Here is a 19,566-nt window from a genome sequence, read left to right on the forward strand (position 1 = left end):
AATAAATTAATCGTTATACCGTTGTTTGGAAAATAACTTGGTCTGCTTTATCTGTATATTGGGCAAGTTGATCAAAGTTCAGATAGCGATAAGTATCTTCTGCGGTTTCATCCACTTTATTCATAAAGTCGAGATACTCTTGTGGTTCAGGTAAACGACCTAATAATGACGCAACTGCCGCAAGTTCAGCTGAAGCAAGATACACGTTTGCACCTGTACCTAAACGGTTAGGGAAGTTACGTGTCGAGGTTGAAACAACAGTTGCACCATCAGCAACACGCGCTTGGTTACCCATACACAGTGAACAACCTGGCACTTCGATACGTGCCCCACTCTTACCAAAGACGCTATAATAGCCCTCTTCCGTTAATTGTGCCGCATCCATTTTTGTTGGTGGCGCAACCCATAAACGTGTTGGTAATTGACCTTTGTGTTGATCAAGCAATTTACCTGCAGCCCGGAAGTGACCAATGTTAGTCATACAAGAACCAATGAATACTTCATCAATTTTGCTATTTGCCACTTCAGATAACAGGCGAGCATCATCTGGATCATTAGGTGCACATAGAATTGGCTCTTTGATCTCATTTAAATCAATTTCGATCACAGCGGCATATTCTGCATCAGCATCAGCTTCAAGTAATTGCGGATCTTTCAGCCAGTTTTCCATTGAAGTAATACGGCGTTCAATAGTACGACGATCACCATAACCTTCAGAAATCATCCATTTTAGTAAGATGATGTTAGATTGTAGATACTCGATGATAGGCGCTTTATCCAGTTTAATGGTGCAACCCGCAGCTGAACGTTCTGCTGATGCATCAGCTAATTCAAATGCTTGTTCTACTTTCAGTTCTGGTAAGCCTTCAATCTCAAGAATACGACCAGAGAAAATGTTCTTTTTACCTTTCTTCTCAACTGTCAGTAAACCATCTTGGATCGCGTAATAAGGAATGGCATGAACTAAATCACGCAGTGTCACACCCGGTTGCATTTCGCCTTTAAAACGTACCAGGACAGATTCTGGCATATCTAATGGCATAACCCCAGTTGCTGCAGCAAAAGCCACTAGGCCAGAACCTGCTGGGAATGAGATACCAATAGGGAAACGAGTATGCGAGTCACCACCTGTACCAACAGTATCAGGTAATAACATGCGGTTTAACCATGAGTGGATAATACCATCGCCCGGGCGCAGTGAAACACCACCACGGTTCATAATAAAGTCAGGCAAAGTGTGATGCGTTGTAACGTCTACCGGTTTTGGATAAGCCGCAGTATGACAGAATGATTGCATCACTAAATCAGCAGAGAAACCAAGACATGCCAAGTCTTTTAGCTCGTCACGAGTCATTGGACCCGTTGTATCTTGTGAACCTACTGAGGTCATTTTTGGCTCACAATATTCGCCAGGACGAATACCTGTACGACCACAAGCACGACCTACCATTTTCTGAGCTAGTGAGAAACCACGGTTACTTTCTTCAACAGGTTTAGCATGTCGGAACAGTGTGCTAACTGGTAAGCCTAGTGATTCACGCGCTTTTGATGTTAACCCACGACCAATGATCAATGGAATACGGCCACCAGCGCGAACTTCATCAATTAATACTTCTGTTTTCAGCTCAAAGGTTTCTAGTAACTCATTGGTTTCATGGTCACGAATTTCACCTTTATATGGGTAAATATCAATAACATCACCCATATTTAATTTAGAAACATCAACTTCGATAGGTAACGCACCTGCATCTTCCATAGTGTTAAAGAAGATAGGTGCAATTTTACCACCGAGAACAACCCCGCCACCGCGTTTATTAGGAACAAATGGAATATCATCCCCCATAAACCAAAGTACAGAGTTTGTCGCTGATTTACGAGAAGAACCAGTCCCTACAACGTCACCAACATAAGCTAATGGAAAGCCTTTTTTATTTAATGCCTCGATTTGTTTGATAGGACCAACACTACCTGGTTGATCAGGTTCAATCCCTTCGCGCGCATTTTTTAACATGGCTAAAGCATGTAATGGGATATCTGGGCGAGACCAAGCATCTGGAGCTGGAGATAAGTCATCAGTATTGGTTTCACCAGTGACTTTAAATACGGTAACAGTGATTTTTTCTGCTAATTCTGGACGTTCAGTAAACCATGTTGCATCAGCCCAAGATTGCATAATCTGTTTAGCATACACATTGCCTGCTTTGGCTTTTTCTTCAACATCATAGAAATTATCAAACATCAATAATGTATGTGAAAGCGCTTTAGCTGCAATTGGGGCTAATTTATCGTTATCCAGGGATTCAATTAAAGCATGAATATTATAGCCACCTTGCATGGTACCTAATAATTCAACGGCTTTTTCTGGCGAGATAAGGGGTGATGTGGTTTCGCCTTTCGCGAGGGCAGTTAAAAAACCCGCCTTAACATAGGCAGCTTCATCAACTCCGGGTGGAACACGGTTAACAATTAAATCAAGAAGAAATTCTTCTTCACCTTTAGGGGGATTTTTTAATAGCTCAACAAGTGCGGCTGTTTGTGTGGCATCGAGAGGTTTTGGAACGACACCTTCAGCTGCACGCTCTGCTACGTGCTTACGGTATTCTTCTAGCACGACTGTCTCCTCGCTTCTTTGTCATTTTGTATAACCCGGCTGTCTGCACCTTGTTAATAAGGTGCCAGGTCAGAGGATCTTTTGCTCGCATAAAACATAAGAGGTTGTGAAATTATGCCCAGCTAAGGGCTATCAGCATAGCAAATCTTCAACACGATGTTAATTCGTTCACATAAAAGTAACATTAATCAGATTCAAATATCCACTTATTCAGATTAAAACACTTAAACAAAATATATAACAGAGACTTTTAACCAAGATTTTGGTTAATAACCACACTTTTTATAGTTTTTTTCATACCCAAATTAGCACTAAAGTAAAACTTACGGTCAAATAAACATCAATCGCATAAAATAACCAGCATCACACAGCTGAAGACAACCAGCATTTCAATAAAAAAATATAAAAAAAGAGCCAGGTTCCATAAAGAACCTAGCCCTTATCATTTAAACTACTTTAGTAACCTGTTTTCAGTAAAAAAGTCGCTTATTTTTTCTTTTTCGCTTTTGGATTTGGCAGGTCAGTGATACTACCTTCAAATACTTCCGCAGCCATACCAATTGATTCGTATAACGTTGGGTGAGCGTGGATAGTTAATGCGATATCTTCAGCATCACAACCCATTTCGATTGCCAGACCAATTTCACCTAACAGTTCACCACCGTTAGAACCAACAATTGCACCACCGATAACACGGTTAGTTTCTTTGTCGAAAATCAGTTTAGTCATACCATCAGCACAATCTGATGCGATTGCACGGCCTGATGCAGCCCATGGGAAAGAAGCTACTTCATAGCTAACGCCTTTCTCTTTCGCTTCTTTTTCTGTCATACCAACCCATGCAACTTCAGGTTCAGTATAAGCGATTGATGGGATAACTTTAGGATCGAAGTAATGTTTTTTACCAGAAATAACTTCAGCAGCGACGTGACCTTCATGAACACCTTTGTGAGCCAGCATTGGTTGACCAACGATGTCTCCGATAGCAAAGATGTGAGGTACATTAGTACGCATTTGTTTGTCAACATGGATAAAGCCACGATCGTCAACTTCGATGCCTGCTTTACCTGCGTCTAATAATTTACCATTAGGCACACGACCGATAGCAACTAATACTGCATCGTAACGTTGTGGTTCTGCTGGGGCTTTTTTGCCTTCCATCGTTACGTAGATGCCATCTTCTTTTGCTTCAACTGCAGTTACTTTGGTTTCTAGCATCAGGTTAAATTTCTTGCTGATACGTTTGGTAAATACTTTAACCACGTCTTTGTCAGCTGCAGGAATAACCTGATCAAACATTTCAACCACATCAATCTGAGAACCCAGAGAGTGATAAACCGTTCCCATTTCCAGACCGATGATACCGCCACCCATAACCAGTAAACGTTCTGGTACGGTTTTCAGTTGCAGTGCATCTGTTGAATCCCATACTCGTGGGTCTTCATGTGGAATAAATGGTAATTCGATTGGACGTGAGCCGGCAGCAACGATTGCATTTTCAAAAGTGATGGTAGTTGTACCTTCACCACCTTCAACAGACAATGTGTGAGAACCAGTGAATCGTGCTTCGCCATTAACAACAGTCACTTTACGGCCTTTAGCCATGCCCGCTAAGCCACCGGTTAATTGAGAAATAACTTTGTCTTTCCAGATGCGAATTTTGTCGATATCTGTTTTTGGTGCATCAAAAACAACACCGTGTTCAGATAATGCTTTCGCTTCTTCGATAACTTTAGCAACGTGGAGTAACGCTTTAGAAGGGATACAACCCACGTTCAGACAAACACCACCTAAAGTAGAGTGACGTTCAACTAAAACTGTTTCTAAACCTAAGTCAGCGCAACGGAACGCTGCGGAATAACCCGCAGGGCCTGCACCGAGAACCACTACCTGTGCTTTAATTTCAGTACTCATCGTGACCTCATTATTTATTTGTCCGGCGAGTCAGACGAAAATCCATATTTAACACCGAGACTTACATACCGCATGCAGTTTACAGAAATGTTAATAAACTGAAAAGCGCTCTAACATGACGGATCTCACAACCTAAGATGTATGACTGTAAAATCCATCATCGTAATCAGAGAAACCGGCGCTAAGCACCGGTTTAAATAATTACATTACCAAACGACGTAAATCGCTCATGTACTGATTAATCAGAGTGATGAATCGAGCACCGTCAGCACCATCGATCACACGGTGATCGAAAGATAATGACATTGGTAGAATCAAGCGTGGTACGAATTCTTTACCATTCCATACAGGTTTCATAGAAGAACGGGAAAGTCCCATAATCGCAACTTCTGGTGCGTTAACGATTGGTGCAAAACCGGTAGTACCGATACCACCAAGGCTAGAAATTGTGAAACATCCACCTTGCATATCCGCAGCTGTCAGTTTACCTGCACGTGCTTTCTTAGAAACTTCAGCTAACTCATAAGACAGTTCGATAATGCCTTTTTTGTTAACATCTTTGAAAACAGGAACAACTAAACCATTAGGTGTATCTACAGCAATACCGATATTGATGTATTTTTTCAGGATCAGTTTCTGTCCATCTTCAGAGATAGAGCTGTTAAAGCGTGGCATATCTGCCAGTGCTTTTGCCGCTGCTTTCATCACGAAGACTAATGGAGTGATCTTAACATCCAGTTTTTTCTTCTCTGCTTCTTTATTTTGCTGTTTACGGAATTCTTCAACCTCAGTGATATCTGCTTCATCAAACAGATTTACGTGAGGGATCATCACCCAGTTACGGCTTAAGTTAGCACCAGAGATTTTCTGGATACGGCTTAATTCAACTTCTTCAATTTCACCAAATTTGCTGAAGTCAACTTTTGGCCAAGGTAACATGCCTGGTAATCCGCCACCTGCATTCGCTGGCGCAGATTCAGCACGTTTAATTAACTCTTTCACGTAAGACTGAACGTCTTCACGTAAGATACGACCTTTACGACCAGTACCTTTCACTTTCGCTAAATTCACACCAAATTCACGCGCTAAGCGACGAATAACAGGTGTTGCATGAACGTAAGCATCATTTTCAACAAATTCTTCTTTTGTTGCTGGTGCAGTTGCTTGTGCTTTTGCAGGTGCTGCTGGTGCAGAACTTGCTGGCGCTGGCGCGGCTGCCGCTGGTGCTTGAGCAACAGGTGCTGCACCGGCAACTTCAAACGTCATGATCAGTGAGCCCGTTTTCACTTTGTCGCCCACTGCAATTTTGATCTCTTTAACCACACCTGCAAATGGTGCTGGAACTTCCATAGAAGCCTTGTCGCCTTCAACGGTGATCAGCGATTGTTCTTCAGAGATGGAATCACCTACTTTCACCATCACTTCAGTAACTTCAACTTCGTCACCACCGATATCTGGAACATTCACTTCTTTCACAGCAGATGTTGCTGGTGCAGATGCTGCTTGAGCTGGTGCCGCTTGAGCAACAGGCGCGCTACCTGCAACTTCAAATACCATGATAAGAGAGCCTGTGCTCACTTTATCACCAGTTGCGATTTTGATTTCTTTCACTACGCCAGCAAATGGAGCTGGAACTTCCATAGAAGCTTTATCGCCTTCTACAGTGATCAGTGATTGTTCTTCAGCAACGCTATCGCCAACTTTTACCATTACTTCGGTAACTTCAACTTCGTCACCGCCGATATCTGGTACATGGACTTCTTTTAATTCTGCAGTTGCAGGCGCTGCTGCTGGCGCAGGAGCAGCTGCTTGAGCTGGTGCAGCTTGCGCGGCACCTTCTGCTTCAAAAATCATGATAAGAGAACCAGTTTGGACTTTGTCGCCCACCGCAATTTTGATCTCTTTCACTACACCCGCTTGTGGTGATGGGACTTCCATAGAGGCTTTGTCGCCTTCTACAGTAATTAAGGATTGTTCTTCCTCAATACGGTCGCCCACTTTCACCATCACTTCGGTGACTTCAACTTCATCAGCACCGATATCTGGGACTTTAATTTCAATAGACATTCACTTTACCTCTTACGCCAGACGTGGGTTTACTTTTTCAGGGTTGATGTTGTATTTATTGATTGCTTCTTCAACAACCTTCACATCAATCTCACCACGTTTAGCTAATTCACCTAATGCAGCAACAATCACATAAGAAGTATCAACTTCAAAGTGGTGACGCAGGTTTTCACGGCTATCAGAACGACCGAAACCATCTGTACCTAATACGCGGTAATCATCTGCTGGTACATAAGTACGAACTTGTTCAGCGAACAGTTTCATATAGTCAGTAGAGGCTACAGCTGGAGCATCATTCATAATTTGAGCGATGTAAGGTACACGCGGTGCTTCAGATGGGTGTAGCATGTTCCAACGTTCACAGTCTTGGCCATCACGAGCCAGTTCAGTGAATGAAGTTACGCTATAAACATCAGAACCAATACCGTATTCAGCAGACAGGATTTGTGCTGCTTCACGAACGTGACGCAGAATAGAACCTGAACCCAGTAACTGAACTTTACCTTTCGCGCCTTCCAGTGATTCCAGTTTGTAGATACCTTTACGGATACCTTCTTCAACACCGGCTGGCATTGCTGGCATATGGTAGTTTTCGTTGAGTGTAGTGATGTAGTAATAAACGTTTTCTTGTTTATCACCATACATACGCTCTAAACCATCTTGCATGATAACAGCAACTTCATAAGCGAATGCTGGATCATAAGAGATACAGTTAGGAATAGTCAGCGATTGGATATGGCTATGGCCATCTTCGTGTTGTAGACCTTCACCGTTAAGTGTTGTACGGCCTGAAGTACCACCCACTAAGAAGCCACGAGCTTGTTGATCACCTGCTGCCCAGCATAAGTCGCCAATACGTTGGAAACCAAACATGGAGTAGTAGATATAGAATGGGATCATTGGCAAATTGTTAGTGCTGTAAGATGTTGCAGCGGCTAACCAAGATGCGCCAGCACCCAGTTCGTTGATACCTTCTTGCAGAATTTGACCTTTAACGTCTTCTTTATAGTAAGCAACCTGCTCACGATCTTGAGGCGTATATTGCTGGCCATTCGGGCTGTAAATACCGATTTGACGGAACAGACCTTCCATACCGAAAGTACGTGCTTCGTCAGCAATAATTGGAACTAAACGATCTTTGATAGATTTGTTTTTCAACATTACGTTCAGTGCACGAACGAATGCGATAGTTGTAGAAATCTCTTTAGATTGTTCTTCCAGTAATTGGCTGAAATCTTCCAGTGTCGGAATATCCAGTTTTTCTTCAAAACGAGGACGACGCGCTGGCAGATAGCCACCTAAATCCTGACGACGTGCGTGCAAGTATTTGTATTCTTCTGACTCTTTGTCAAAAGTAATATAAGGCAGATCTTTGATTTGCTCATCAGCAACTGGAATATTGAAACGATCACGGAAATGGTGAACGCCATCCATGTTCATTTTTTTAACTTGGTGAGCAATGTTTTTACCTTCTGCTGTTTCACCCATACCATAACCTTTAATGGTTTGAGCTAAAATAACAGTTGGTTTGTTTTGAGTGTCTTTTGCTTTTTGGAATGCAGCAAAAACTTTCTTCGGATCGTGACCACCACGGTTTAATGCCCAGATTTCATCATCAGTCATATCTTTAACTAATGCAGCTGTTTCTGGGTAACGATTGAAGAAGTGCTCACGAACATAAGCGCCATCACGAGATTTAAATGTCTGGTAGTCACCATCCAGAGTTTCATTCATTAATTGAATGAGTTTACCAGAGGTGTCTTTACGCAGAAGCTCATCCCAACGATCGCCCCACATGACTTTGATAACGTTCCAGCCAGCACCAGCAAAGATACCTTCTAATTCGTTAACAATTTTACCGTTACCTGTAACTGGGCCATCAAGACGTTGTAAGTTACAGTTAACAACGAAGCACAGGTTATCTAATTTTTCGCGAACTGCGATGGTGATTGCACCTTTAGATTCTGGTTCGTCCATTTCTCCATCGCCTAAGAACGCATAAACAGTTTGTTTAGTCGTATCTTTTAAGCCACGGTGATTTAAATATTTTAGGAATTTAGCTTGATAAATCGCAGATAGAGGCCCCAGACCCATAGAAACAGTTGGGAACTGCCAGAATTCAGGCATTAATTTAGGGTGTGGATAAGAAGATAAACCTTTACCACCAATCTCTTGACGGAAGTTGTTTAATTGTTCTTCTGTTAAACGACCTTCTAAGAATGCGCGTGCATAGATACCTGGGGAGATATGTCCTTGGAAGTAAACCAAGTCACCACCATCGGTTTCATTTTGAGCACGGAAGAAGTGGTTAAAGCACACTTCATATAATGTTGCAGAAGATTGGAATGACGCCATGTGTCCGCCGAGTTCCAAATCTTTTTTGGATGCACGCAGAACCATCATTACTGCGTTCCAGCGAATAGCAGAACGAATACGACGCTCTAATTCCAGATTGCCAGGGTAAGCGGGTTCATCTTCAGCAGGAATGGTATTGATATAATCACTGTGTACAGAGCCACCTAAAGCAATATTAAGACCGCCATTACGGGCTTGTTTTAATACCTGATCAATCAGGAACTGTGCACGCTCAACACCTTCTTCACGGATGACCGAGTCGATCGCTTGTAACCAGTCGCGAGTTTCGATCGGATCCACGTCATTTTTCAGCATATCTGACATGGTGTATTCCTTATCTGTTATCTGTTTTTAATGGTTATGGGAGTCTATCTTCCCGTTATACCCATTTGATATGACGGGGAGATAGACCCTGCTGTTATTACCGCTATCCCTGAAAATCACAGGGAGATAGGTAGTACAGACTCAGCGGTCAGGATCTGTGCTACTAAAATAAATCAGGGTGTTGTTGGAGCCGGCGTAAAGAACGCTCACGGCGAGTATGTTCACGACTCATATCCAACAAAACATCTTCAATAAAGGCTAAGTGGCGATGTGAAGCTTCACGCGCTACCTCTGGCTCTCTATTAATAATAGCCTGATAAATCTGACTACGATGCTCACTTACGGCAGTTAACATCTCTTTACGAGTATAAAGAAACTCAAAATTCTGACGGATATTCTGCTCAAGCATAGGTACCATGCATCTTAATAAATGCAATAAAACAACATTATGAGCAGCTTCCGTGACAATTAATTGATATTGCAATACAGCTTCAGACTCAGCAACCAAATCACCCTTTTCATGGGCCTTCAAAATACAATCATGGCTTGCTTTGATACGAGCAAGATCTTCATCAGTACCGCGTAATGCTGCATAATAAGCAGCAATACCTTCAAGGGCATGGCGCGTTTCTAAGAGATCAAATTGAGATTCGGGATGTCCGCTAAGCAGTTGAGCTAAAGGATCACTAAAACTTTGCCAGAGATTATGCTGAACAAATGTTCCACCACCTTGGCGACGAAGTAAAAACCCTTTAGCTTCTAATTTTTGGATAGCTTCACGCAATGAAGGGCGGGATACATCAAATTGCTTCGCCAGCTCACGCTCAGGTAAGAGTTTCTCTCCCGGACGCAGAGTGCCTTCTAAAATCAGATGCTCAAGCTGTTGCTCAATAACATCAGAAAGCTTAGGTTGACGGATTTTTGTATAAGCCATATTGCTAGAAGCCATTATTGGATAACTATTACCTTTGTGATTGAGTTGTCAATTGGTAATACCAATTTAATATAACGGATAATAAAGTAACAAAGTATTCACTAACTGTCCATACAGTTGTTGAGCGAAATCATAAAAACCTGCAAATTTTAACAAATTATTTTAAAAATTCATCAAAAGTGATAACTAGATCGCATTATACTGAAACGTTAAAAATAAATTTTTTAACGTTTTTGAAACACATAAACAGTCAAACTGAAGCGTGACAGCAATAATTAAATGAATACAAATGCAGTGCAAGCATCTTTTAATTCATTTAACACTGTTATTTCATTAACAAACTACGAAAATAATCCCAATCAAAATGAGGCCCAGGATCTGTTTTTCGATTTGGAGCAACATCACTATGCCCTGTTATGTTCTCTTTAATGGCGGGATAAAGCGTAATAAGTGATTGAGTTATCTTGGCTAATTGCTGATATTGGTTTAGTGTAAAATCACAATTATCAGTACCTTCAAGCTCTATACCAATAGAGAAATCATTGCACTTTTCTCTACCTTTATATAAAGAAACACCCGCATGCCATGCTCTATCTGTAAAAGGCACATATTGCACAATTTCACCATCACGCCGAATAAGGCAATGAGCAGATACTCTTAAACCAATTATCTCGCTAAAAAAGGGATGATCTTGCTCTGATAACGTATTGGTAAATAACCTATCAATATAGGGCCCACCAAATTGTCCGGGTGGCAAACTGATATTATGAACAATCAGTAAAGAGGGAACTTCACCTTCAGGCCTTCTATCATGATTTGGTGAAGGTACTTTTCTCGCATCAATAAGCCAACCTTGTTTAATTTCCACATCAACCCTCTCTACTGTGTTTTAGTTATTATCAATAATTTTATTAACTCATATTCATCAATAAGTGCGAACTTTCTCTCAATAATAAAGGTTAAATTTGTATATCTCTGTTTTCTTTTCGATATTTTACTCAAACTTTATTTTATCAATTCGCCAATAAAGTCCTTTTTTTTCATACTGCTAGTGTCTATTAATCAAGGAGGACACTAGATGAACGCACTTAATTATCACTCATCCGAAAATGGCTTTACTCTTATGGAACTCATGATTGTTATTGCCATTATTTCTATTTTAAGCTCTGTCGCTATTCCTGCTTATCAGGGTTATATCCAAAAAGCGGCTTTAACGGATATATTGCAAACGCTCTCCCCTTATCGTTCAGCAGTTGAATTATGCCGTTATGAAAATGAACTTCAGCATTGTGATTCAGACTCAACATTCATGCCACCACAATTTCGCAGTCGATATCTTTCTGAAGTCTCCGTATTAAATGGTGTCATTAATGCAACTGGAAAAGCACAACTTGAAGGCCTAACCCTTGTCATGTCTTTAGAAAAAAATACGGGGGAATATCTTCCTGTATGGAGGACACAATGCTCCACCACTAATACTAAGTTACAAAAGCAATGCACTGAAATATTTAAGTCATATTAATACATTATGGATATTGGGGAGCATTCGCATTGAATGTTCCTGTATTAAAATAACGCAAATAAAATAAATATAAAAAGGTGAATAATGGATATCACACACTCAGCAACAGAATTTATTGAACATCTATTACGCCATAGCATTTTAATGCGCGTTTCTGATCTACATATTGAACCTCAGCAATTCAACTTTAGAGTTAGAGCCAGAATAGATAGCCATTTATATTTATTTTCTCCACCTCCGAATGAATTCTCAGAAGAAATAGTGACACGTTTAAAAATATTGGCTAACTTAAATATTGCAGAAAAACGATTACCTCAGGATGGGCAATTTACTTGGTCTTATAATGAGAAAAATTATTCAATACGAATAGCCACACTTCCCACTCTTTATGGTGAAAAAATCGTTTTACGCTTTATCAATAATCTCCAACAACCTGAATTAACCCATTTAGGGTTTCAGCCATCTCATTTAACACTATTAAAGAAATATTTAAATTTACCGCAAGGTATGATTTTAGTCACAGGTCCAACAGGTAGTGGAAAAACACTAACTTTATATAGTTGCTTACATTATTTAAATAAAGATAACCGTAATATAAATAGTGTTGAAGATCCCATTGAATTACCACTAGATGGTATTAATCAAATTCAGATTTGCGAAAAAGCGGGGATCACATTTACTACAATACTACGCGCATTATTACGTCAAGATCCTGACATTATAATGGTAGGTGAAATTCGTGATCCCTACACTGCTGAAATGGCAATGAAAACAGCACAAACAGGCCATCTTGTTTTATCCACATTACACACTAATTCCGCAAATACCACCTTAATGCGTCTACACAATTTAGGCATTGCAAAAGATCTTATTCACTCTTGTATTAGTTTGATTATTTCACAAAGATTAGTGCGCTGTTTATGCTCGCATTGTAAAACCTGTTTACCCAATCAAAAACAAATCCATATTAATGAAGAAATTATTGAATTGCCGAACTGGCAAGCAATAGGTTGTCAACAATGCAGCTCCGGCTATAAAGGCAGAACGGCAATCTATGACTGTTTTGAACCAACAAAACAAACACATGCATCTCCTTATAATTTACTCCATTCAGGTTTTTTATTAATTAAACAAGGGATAACAACACTAGAAGAGGTTTATCAAACACTGGGAGATATTGAATGAAATTACAGCAAATTTATCGTTACGATGCATTAAGCTATCAAGGCGAATGGTGTTCAGGAAACATTCTCGCGTCATCAAGTAATGACGTTTTTATTAAATTAACCCAGCAACAAAAAATCCCCATAAAAATACGTTTATACAAAATCATAATATTTCAAGAAAGTGATAAAAAATATCGTATTCAATTACTTGAACAACTCGCATTATTACTTCATTCAGGCTTGGCTCTTTTACCTGCTTTAACATTATTAAAAAATGAGTGTCGTTATATTCATTGGCAATGTGTCTTAAATGATATTATTTTTAACTTAATGCAAGGCGGTACATTTTCAAAACAGTTAGGCCGTTATCCCATTTATTTTCCACTTTCATTAGTACGCTTTATTTTTATTGGCGAAGAAAGCGGAAAGTTAAATGAAGTCATAACACTTCAAATAATACATTTAAAAAAACAACAAGAGATAGTTAAAAAAATTAAAAAATCGTTTAAATACCCTCTTTTTTTATTGGCTATTTTATTTTCTATTACCAGTATTATGTTGTTATACGTTTTACCAGAATATCAATCATTATACAGTGCATTTAATACAGAGCTTCCCGATTTAACATTAACATTAATTGCTTTCTCACAATGGTTTTCTAACTATATTGTTATATTAATTATTTTTTCTATTGGGATAATGTTATTATATCATTTCATTCGACATTATTCATCGTTATTTTATTACTATGAACAAGCTATTTTTCTTCATCTACCTTATTTCGGCATACTATTAAAATATCATCAACTCTATCTTATTTTTCAGATAATAAGTATTACACAACAAGCTGGATTACCATTATTACAAAGTTTAACGATTATTATAGAACAACTTACACATCCTATTTATAAACGCCAGCTATTACAAATGAGTGAACACATTACACAAGGAAAATCATTAAGTTTATTTATGAAAAATACGTCTTATTTTCCCCCCATTTGTCATCAATTTATCGTTTGTGCGGAAAATTCAGGACAGTTACTCTATTTTTGCCAGCAATTAAGTGATTGGTTTTATCATCAGCTTGAAGAACAATTAAATACTATCAGTACATGGCTAGAGCCATTGTTAATGGCGATAATTGCATTGATTGTTGGTACATTAATCATGGCTATGTATCTTCCTATATTACAGTTAGGTGATACTATACAGTGAGTCACAAATTTTATGAGTAATATGTTATTGTGATCTTTCCCACTAAGTGATTGATTGATGATAATTCTATTACTGATTATGAGGTAGGATGTCAGGGTAGCAGAAAATCATCTATCATAATAACCGAATAAAACCTAAATATTGCGGTTATTATCTTGTGATAAAAACAAAATTAGGCTTTAGAATATCCAAACTAATAGCAAATTTTAATACATTAAAAATAGATAAACACAATGGCTTATATGGTTGCTCTTACAGGCGGAATAGGCAGTGGTAAAACCACTATTGCTAATGCTTTTGCCTCATTAGGTGTACCTCTTGTTGATGCTGATGTTATTGCTCGATTAGTGGTAGAGCCTCATTCCTTTGGGCTAAATGCGTTGCATCAGCATTTTGGTGACAGCATTTTATTGCCTGATGGCTCATTAAACCGAGCTCAGCTACGCCAGATTATTTTTCAACACGATGAAGAAAAAAATTGGGTCAATAATCTTCTTCACCCTTTGATACAGCAAGAGACTCAAAGGCAAATACAACAAATTAAAACCCCATATTTTATTTGGGTTGTTCCTTTATTAATTGAAAATAAATTAACTCACTTAGCCTCTCGTGTTCTTGTCGTTGATGTCACACAAGAAGAACAAATAACAAGAACAATGAAACGAGATGGCGTAAGTCGAGAACAAGTGCTCAATATTTTAAAGGCACAAGCTCAAAGACAAGAACGATTAGCCGCCGCTGATGATATTATTGAAAATCACGATAATAGCCAAAATATAATTGGAAAAGTTAAGCAACTCCATCAGCATTACTTAGAATTAGCTCAACAAGCGTTACAGGACAACAGCCATGAGTGATGACATCACAACAATCATCTTCGAACATCCCCTAAATGAAAAAATGCGTTCATGGCTTAGAATTGAAAACTCCTTAATTCAAATTAACAGTTTTCATACAATTGATTCGTTACCCACTGCACTCTCTTTTTTCCGCGCGGTATCAGAATTTATTGAAGTGCTTGATCGTGGCGAAATTCGTGCTGAATTACTTAAAGAATTAGAAAAAAGACAAAAAAAATTACAACAATGGCTTTCATTTCCTAATGTTGATAAAGAGATTGTGACTCAAATTATTAATGAATTATCCGAGAATGCAACGGTATTAAGTCAAGCTCCGCGAATTGGTCAGCATTTAAAACAAGATAAAGTGATAAGTTTAGTCAAACAGCGCCTAAGTATCCCTGGTGGATGCTGTAATTTTGATGTACCAGCATTGCATTTGTGGTTAAGTTTGCCTCAAACTATCCGTGATGAAAAATTACAAAACTGGATGACAGGTTTGTTACCATTACAAAATGCATTAAATAGCTTACTAACACTTATTCGCCAATCAGATACCTTTAAACCAGCGTTAAGTCATCGTGGTTTTTACCAAGATAGTGCAGAAGAAGGTGAACTACTACGTCTTAAAATCGCCATTGACCACCAGATCTATCCTCAAGTATCCGGCCATAAAAATCGTTACGCGATCCGCTTCTTACCACTTGATAGTGAAAATGGAACAATACCGCTAGAACTACCCTTTGAGATTGCTTGTTGCTAACATTGTGTTGATTACTATTAACACCTATCGCGCCAATGAAATCTAGGAGAGATAATGAGCGAAAAATTAATTGTGAAATGTCCAACCTGTCAAACAGAAGTTGTTTGGAATGAAAGTAGCCCTTATCGACCTTTTTGCAGCAAACGTTGTCAACTTATTGATTTAGGTGAATGGGCTGACGAATCAAAACGTATTCCAAGCCAAAGCGATATTAATGACAGTGATGACTGGAGTGAAGCGCCACAACCTGAGCCTAAAGATTTTTAATACTCCAATTAAGAACATAAAAAATAGCCACTCATTGAAGTGGCTATTTTATTTATAACTACATCCATTTATATGCTTTTACTTTTGTAACAGCGCCACAATTGTACGGTTAGCCGGTGGAAAATCTTCAGCATTTAATGATGCGATAGAAGTCCATTTGGAATCTTGCCCTTCTTTACCGTAGGGCTCATTATCCCATTGAGTCACTAAGAAAAAAGATAATGTGATATGCCTATCTGGAAAATCATGCTCTACCGTTTCAAAAAGCGAGCACTGTGTTACATCAATACCAATTTCCTCTTGTAACTCACGCAATAACGCCTGCTCAGGAGTTTCTTTATCTTCTAATTTCCCCCCTGGAAATTCCCAAAATCCCCCCATATGCGATTTTAGAGGGCGTTGGGTGATAAAGACATTATTGCTTTGATCACAAATAATACCCGCGGCAATATGTAGCTTTTTTTTATCCATTGTAGACAACCTATTGAATAGTCCAGTTATTATAACAACTTAACGTTATTATAACTTATATCCAATGGTGCTACTCTGGTTTTCTTTCCCTGATTATATCGATTATTTAACGATAAATAGGCAAGAAACCAAGCTGAGCTAATGTTTGGCAAATAATGCCTACAGCACCAAAAGCGATAACAGAATAAATTAATCCCTTACCTCCCCATACCTTAAAACCTGAGTTGGGAAACTTTTCTCGCGCTTTCAATGCCATGACTGCAGGACAAATAATTGCCCAGACACAAGCGGCCGTACCAGCGTACGCAATTGCAATTAAGAAACCATTAGGGAAAAGCAAACAGAGCAATAAAGGTGGTGTAAAACATAAAACACCTGATTTTAAGCGTCCTGTTTTGTTATCTTCAAATTTTAGCGATGCTAAAATATAGTCAAACAATCCAATCGCTACCCCTAAGAATGAACAGAATACGGCACTAATTGAGAACCATAATAAAAAACCTTCAATATATTTACTGTTTAAGACGGTATATAACGAATCAATAAAGGCATCTAAGTTACCGCCTTTTTGAATAATGGTAATAAATTGTTCACGGGGTAGATTCCCCATAGTACCAATCATCCAAAGTAAATAAATAACTAGCGCTAATACACAACCAATCACACAACTCTTAACAACCTTTCTTTCATTTTCATGATAAAGCTTATAAAGGCTACAAACATTTCCATGATATCCAAATGAAGTTATCGCATAAGGAATAATGATAAAAATAAATGGATAAAGATATAACTGGCTTTTCCCTTCAAAAGTTGCGCTAAATAATAAGTCGCCACTTGCTTTAAAAAACAATCCAGAAAAAGCTAATATAAACAGAACAATTTTAATAAATAAGAAAATGGAAGTTAAGCGACTCGCACAAGCGCCCCCCCACCATATTGTTGCACCAAGCACGATAGTGAATACAAAGAATATTGCTCTAAGGTTTAAATTAATACCATATAATGATGACGCCTCATAAATAATCGAACCAGCAGCAGAAATATAAGCATAAATTAATATATATAATACAAATATTAAAGATGCATTAGCGAGATAACAGGCCCATTTTGGCAATAACTCTTTTGATATATGGAAGTAGTTGGTTCCCGCCCCATATTTTGAAATACATTCAAGAATATAAATCCCTGAGTGAAACATAAAAAAACAAACAATAAACAATATAAAGAGTGAGTTAATAAACCAAGCACCAGACATTATTGTTGGGAGGCTAAACATTCCCGCCCCGATCATGGCACCGCCCAACACAAATCCCCCTACAATAATTGAGGGTTCTTTATTTACCGACTTATTTTCCATTTTTTAGTCCTTACTGAAATAAGGATAGGGCTCTCGCATTGCACGAGAGCCATTATTATTGTGGAGTATTATTTATTTGATAGGTTTTAATCTAGCAGTAAAGTGTCTTAATACAGGTGGTTCATATTCGAACTCAAGACCTTTAAGCGTTGCAAACTTCTCTTTTAAACCAATAAGCGCATCAGCAATATAATCCATATGGTCGTTAGTATAGACACGACGAGCAATGGTTAAACGCATAAATTCCATATCTGCATGTTTTTGTTCACCAGTTGCAGGATCACGCCCCAATAAGAACGAGCCAATCTCAACTGCACGAACACCAGATTCTAAATAAAGGGCATTAATTACCGCTTGAGCAGGGAATTGATCGCCAGGGATATGAGGCACTAATTTTTTACAGTCAACGAAAACAGCATGCCCCCCTGTAGGATATTGAATTGGAATACCCGCTTCACGTAGACGATCGCCCAAGTATTGTACCTGACCAATACGATAGTGCAGATATTCTTCTTCTGTACCCTCTTCTAAACCTTGCACCATAGCAGCCATATCACGACCCGCTAAACCACCATAGGTGACAAAACCTTCCATCGGTACACAACGTTGTCTTGCTAATGTAAAGACTTCTTCATTATCACGAATAGAGACTAAACCACCGATATTTAACAATGGATCTTTCTTCGCTGACATGGTCAATGCATCAGCATATTTATACATGTCTAAAATAACTTCTTTAATTGTGGCATTTTTATATTTAGGATCACGCTGTTTAATAAAATACGCATTTTCACAGTAACGAGCTGAATCCATTACAACAAAAATACCGTGTTGTTTGGCGATTTCATAAACTTCTTTTAAATTATCCATTGAAACAGGCTGACCACCAGCACTATTACAGGTCACTGTTGAAACAATAGCAACAACGTTATCAGCACCATGCTTAGCAATATTTTCTTTTAATTTAGCAATATCAAAATTGCCTTTCCAATCATCATAGGTTTCTGAATCAAACGCTTTCTCAGTAACAATATTAATTGCTTTACAGCCATTTAATTCAACATGCGCTGCTGTTGTATCGAAATGGAAGTTAGAAATGAAAACAGGATTTTTTGCTTTTCCATCTTTTTGTTTATATTTTAATAATACTGGGAAAAGAATATTTTCAGCACCACGACCTTGGTGAGCTGGAATAATATAATCGTAATTAAATAGTTCTTTGGCTTTATCTTTTAAATCATAATAGTTTCTTGAACCGGCATAAGCTTCATCACCTGTTATCATTGCTGCCCATTGATGATCACTCATTGCATTAGTACCAGAGTCCGTTAATAAATCTATATAAACGGCATGACTTGGTAATAAGAATGGGTTATAACCCGCTTCTTTTAATGCAGCTTCACGTTCTTCTCTTGAAGGAACACGGATTTTTTCTACCATTTTAATACGGAATGGTTCTACAATTCTTTTAGCCATGATAATACCTTTAATATATATTAAATTATAATTTTACGAATAAATAAAATAATCTTTCCATTTAAACAAATAGAAAAAGAGTATTAAATTATTTTGGATGGATATAAAAAAGGATTATTTTTCAGGGAAGAAGAAGGCGAGTTCAGAATCAATATTAAACCATTTCTTCAATCTGAAGAAACCTCTTAATATTATCAAAACATTAAATGATGAGAACATACTTTAACCCTTACTAGTCAGGAAATAGTACAATTTACATGCTATTTTATATAACAGTTAAACACG

The 19,566-nt window shown here is 38.4% G+C and carries 16 protein-coding genes; 6 read left to right on the top strand and 10 right to left on the bottom strand.

The window, feature by feature from the left end; all coding sequences use genetic code 11:
* Positions 1 to 13 precede the first annotated feature (13 nt).
* The 6 genes from acnB to ampD all read right to left on the bottom strand — a co-directional run bounded on the left by acnB (position 14) and on the right by ampD (position 11,073).
* A complete protein-coding gene (gene acnB, locus JEP40_RS14395) occupies positions 14 to 2,611 on the bottom strand; it encodes a bifunctional aconitate hydratase 2/2-methylisocitrate dehydratase (RefSeq protein WP_198624086.1) in 2,598 nt (865 codons plus the stop codon).
* A 486-nt stretch (positions 2,612 to 3,097) separates the two neighbouring features.
* Positions 3,098 to 4,525 carry a dihydrolipoyl dehydrogenase gene (gene lpdA, locus JEP40_RS14400; RefSeq protein ID WP_072063363.1) on the bottom strand — a complete coding sequence of 476 codons (1,428 nt, stop codon included), beginning with the start codon at positions 4,523 to 4,525 and terminating at the stop codon, positions 3,098 to 3,100.
* A 201-nt stretch (positions 4,526 to 4,726) separates the two neighbouring features.
* Positions 4,727 to 6,592, bottom strand: a complete 1,866-nt coding sequence (gene aceF, locus JEP40_RS14405; protein ID WP_198624087.1) for a pyruvate dehydrogenase complex dihydrolipoyllysine-residue acetyltransferase — start codon at positions 6,590 to 6,592, stop codon at positions 4,727 to 4,729.
* Between the two features lie 12 nt (positions 6,593 to 6,604).
* Positions 6,605 to 9,271, bottom strand: coding sequence for a pyruvate dehydrogenase (acetyl-transferring), homodimeric type (gene aceE, locus JEP40_RS14410; RefSeq protein WP_198624088.1), 2,667 nt, complete (start codon positions 9,269 to 9,271; stop codon positions 6,605 to 6,607).
* A 163-nt stretch (positions 9,272 to 9,434) separates the two neighbouring features.
* Positions 9,435 to 10,205, bottom strand: a complete 771-nt coding sequence (pdhR, locus tag JEP40_RS14415; protein ID WP_072069345.1) for a pyruvate dehydrogenase complex transcriptional repressor PdhR — start codon at positions 10,203 to 10,205, stop codon at positions 9,435 to 9,437.
* Between the two features lie 325 nt (positions 10,206 to 10,530).
* Positions 10,531 to 11,073, bottom strand: coding sequence for a 1,6-anhydro-N-acetylmuramyl-L-alanine amidase AmpD (gene ampD / locus JEP40_RS14420; protein ID WP_198624089.1), 543 nt, complete (start codon positions 11,071 to 11,073; stop codon positions 10,531 to 10,533).
* A gap of 210 nt (positions 11,074 to 11,283) precedes the next feature.
* On the opposite strand from ampD, the gene ppdD reads away from it, so the two are divergent.
* The 6 genes from ppdD (at position 11,284) to yacG (ending at position 15,977) form a co-directional block, all read left to right on the top strand.
* The gene (gene ppdD, locus JEP40_RS14425; protein ID WP_198624090.1) at positions 11,284 to 11,727 is read left to right on the top strand and encodes a prepilin peptidase-dependent pilin; all 444 of its coding nucleotides are present in this window, start codon (positions 11,284 to 11,286) and stop codon (positions 11,725 to 11,727) included.
* An 84-nt stretch (positions 11,728 to 11,811) separates the two neighbouring features.
* Positions 11,812 to 12,912, top strand: a complete 1,101-nt coding sequence (locus tag JEP40_RS14430) for an ATPase, T2SS/T4P/T4SS family (RefSeq protein ID WP_232799304.1) — start codon at positions 11,812 to 11,814, stop codon at positions 12,910 to 12,912.
* Positions 12,909 to 14,108, top strand: a complete 1,200-nt coding sequence (locus tag JEP40_RS14435) for a type II secretion system F family protein (RefSeq protein ID WP_198624091.1) — start codon at positions 12,909 to 12,911, stop codon at positions 14,106 to 14,108. The genes JEP40_RS14430 and JEP40_RS14435 overlap by 4 nt, the downstream gene beginning before the upstream one ends.
* Positions 14,109 to 14,341: 233 nt before the next feature.
* Positions 14,342 to 14,965 carry a dephospho-CoA kinase gene (gene coaE, locus JEP40_RS14440; RefSeq protein WP_198624092.1) on the top strand — a complete coding sequence of 208 codons (624 nt, stop codon included), beginning with the start codon at positions 14,342 to 14,344 and terminating at the stop codon, positions 14,963 to 14,965.
* Positions 14,958 to 15,710 (top strand): cell division protein ZapD, encoded by a 753-nt coding sequence (zapD, locus tag JEP40_RS14445; RefSeq protein WP_198624093.1) that lies wholly within the window; start codon positions 14,958 to 14,960, stop codon positions 15,708 to 15,710. The genes coaE and zapD overlap by 8 nt, the downstream gene beginning before the upstream one ends.
* Before the next feature lie 54 nt (positions 15,711 to 15,764).
* Positions 15,765 to 15,977, top strand: a complete 213-nt coding sequence (gene yacG, locus JEP40_RS14450; RefSeq protein ID WP_198624094.1) for a DNA gyrase inhibitor YacG — start codon at positions 15,765 to 15,767, stop codon at positions 15,975 to 15,977.
* A 78-nt stretch (positions 15,978 to 16,055) separates the two neighbouring features.
* On the opposite strand, the gene mutT is transcribed toward yacG, so the two are convergent.
* The 4 genes from mutT to tnaC form a co-directional block, all read right to left on the bottom strand.
* Positions 16,056 to 16,448: an 8-oxo-dGTP diphosphatase MutT gene (gene mutT, locus JEP40_RS14455; protein ID WP_198624095.1), complete on the bottom strand. Its 393-nt coding sequence runs from the start codon at positions 16,446 to 16,448 to the stop codon at positions 16,056 to 16,058.
* A gap of 106 nt (positions 16,449 to 16,554) precedes the next feature.
* A complete protein-coding gene (locus tag JEP40_RS14460) occupies positions 16,555 to 17,805 on the bottom strand; it encodes an aromatic amino acid transporter (RefSeq protein WP_198624096.1) in 1,251 nt (416 codons plus the stop codon).
* A 72-nt stretch (positions 17,806 to 17,877) separates the two neighbouring features.
* Entirely contained in the window at positions 17,878 to 19,281 is a 1,404-nt protein-coding gene (locus JEP40_RS14465) for a tryptophanase (RefSeq protein WP_198624097.1), read from the bottom strand.
* 114 nt (positions 19,282 to 19,395) lie between these two features.
* Entirely contained in the window at positions 19,396 to 19,500 is a 105-nt protein-coding gene (tnaC, locus tag JEP40_RS19280; protein ID WP_071788547.1) for a tryptophanase leader peptide, read from the bottom strand.
* Positions 19,501 to 19,566 lie beyond the last annotated feature (66 nt).

It is taken from the genome of Proteus vulgaris, from assembly GCF_016239305.1.
In the GTDB taxonomy this organism is placed as follows: domain Bacteria; phylum Pseudomonadota; class Gammaproteobacteria; order Enterobacterales; family Enterobacteriaceae; genus Proteus; species Proteus vulgaris_C.

Excerpts from the sequence above, each read along its gene's own strand:
- aceF (WP_198624087.1), bottom strand. The coding sequence starts at position 6,592 with ATGTCTATTGAAATTAAAGTCCCAGATATCGGTGCTGATGAAGTTGAA.
- pdhR (WP_072069345.1), bottom strand. The coding sequence starts at position 10,205 with ATGGCTTATACAAAAATCCGTCAACCTAAGCTTTCTGATGTTATTGAG.
- JEP40_RS14435 (WP_198624091.1), top strand. The coding sequence starts at position 12,909 with ATGAAATTACAGCAAATTTATCGTTACGATGCATTAAGCTATCAAGGC.
- ppdD (WP_198624090.1), top strand. The coding sequence starts at position 11,284 with ATGAACGCACTTAATTATCACTCATCCGAAAATGGCTTTACTCTTATG.
- JEP40_RS14430 (WP_232799304.1), top strand. The coding sequence starts at position 11,812 with ATGGATATCACACACTCAGCAACAGAATTTATTGAACATCTATTACGC.
- aceE (WP_198624088.1), bottom strand. The coding sequence starts at position 9,271 with ATGTCAGATATGCTGAAAAATGACGTGGATCCGATCGAAACTCGCGAC.
- yacG (WP_198624094.1), top strand. The coding sequence starts at position 15,765 with ATGAGCGAAAAATTAATTGTGAAATGTCCAACCTGTCAAACAGAAGTT.
- coaE (WP_198624092.1), top strand. The coding sequence starts at position 14,342 with ATGGCTTATATGGTTGCTCTTACAGGCGGAATAGGCAGTGGTAAAACC.
- JEP40_RS14465 (WP_198624097.1), bottom strand. The coding sequence starts at position 19,281 with ATGGCTAAAAGAATTGTAGAACCATTCCGTATTAAAATGGTAGAAAAA.
- tnaC (WP_071788547.1), bottom strand. The coding sequence starts at position 19,500 with ATGTTCTCATCATTTAATGTTTTGATAATATTAAGAGGTTTCTTCAGA.
- mutT (WP_198624095.1), bottom strand. The coding sequence starts at position 16,448 with ATGGATAAAAAAAAGCTACATATTGCCGCGGGTATTATTTGTGATCAA.
- JEP40_RS14460 (WP_198624096.1), bottom strand. The coding sequence starts at position 17,805 with ATGGAAAATAAGTCGGTAAATAAAGAACCCTCAATTATTGTAGGGGGA.
- lpdA (WP_072063363.1), bottom strand. The coding sequence starts at position 4,525 with ATGAGTACTGAAATTAAAGCACAGGTAGTGGTTCTCGGTGCAGGCCCT.
- zapD (WP_198624093.1), top strand. The coding sequence starts at position 14,958 with ATGAGTGATGACATCACAACAATCATCTTCGAACATCCCCTAAATGAA.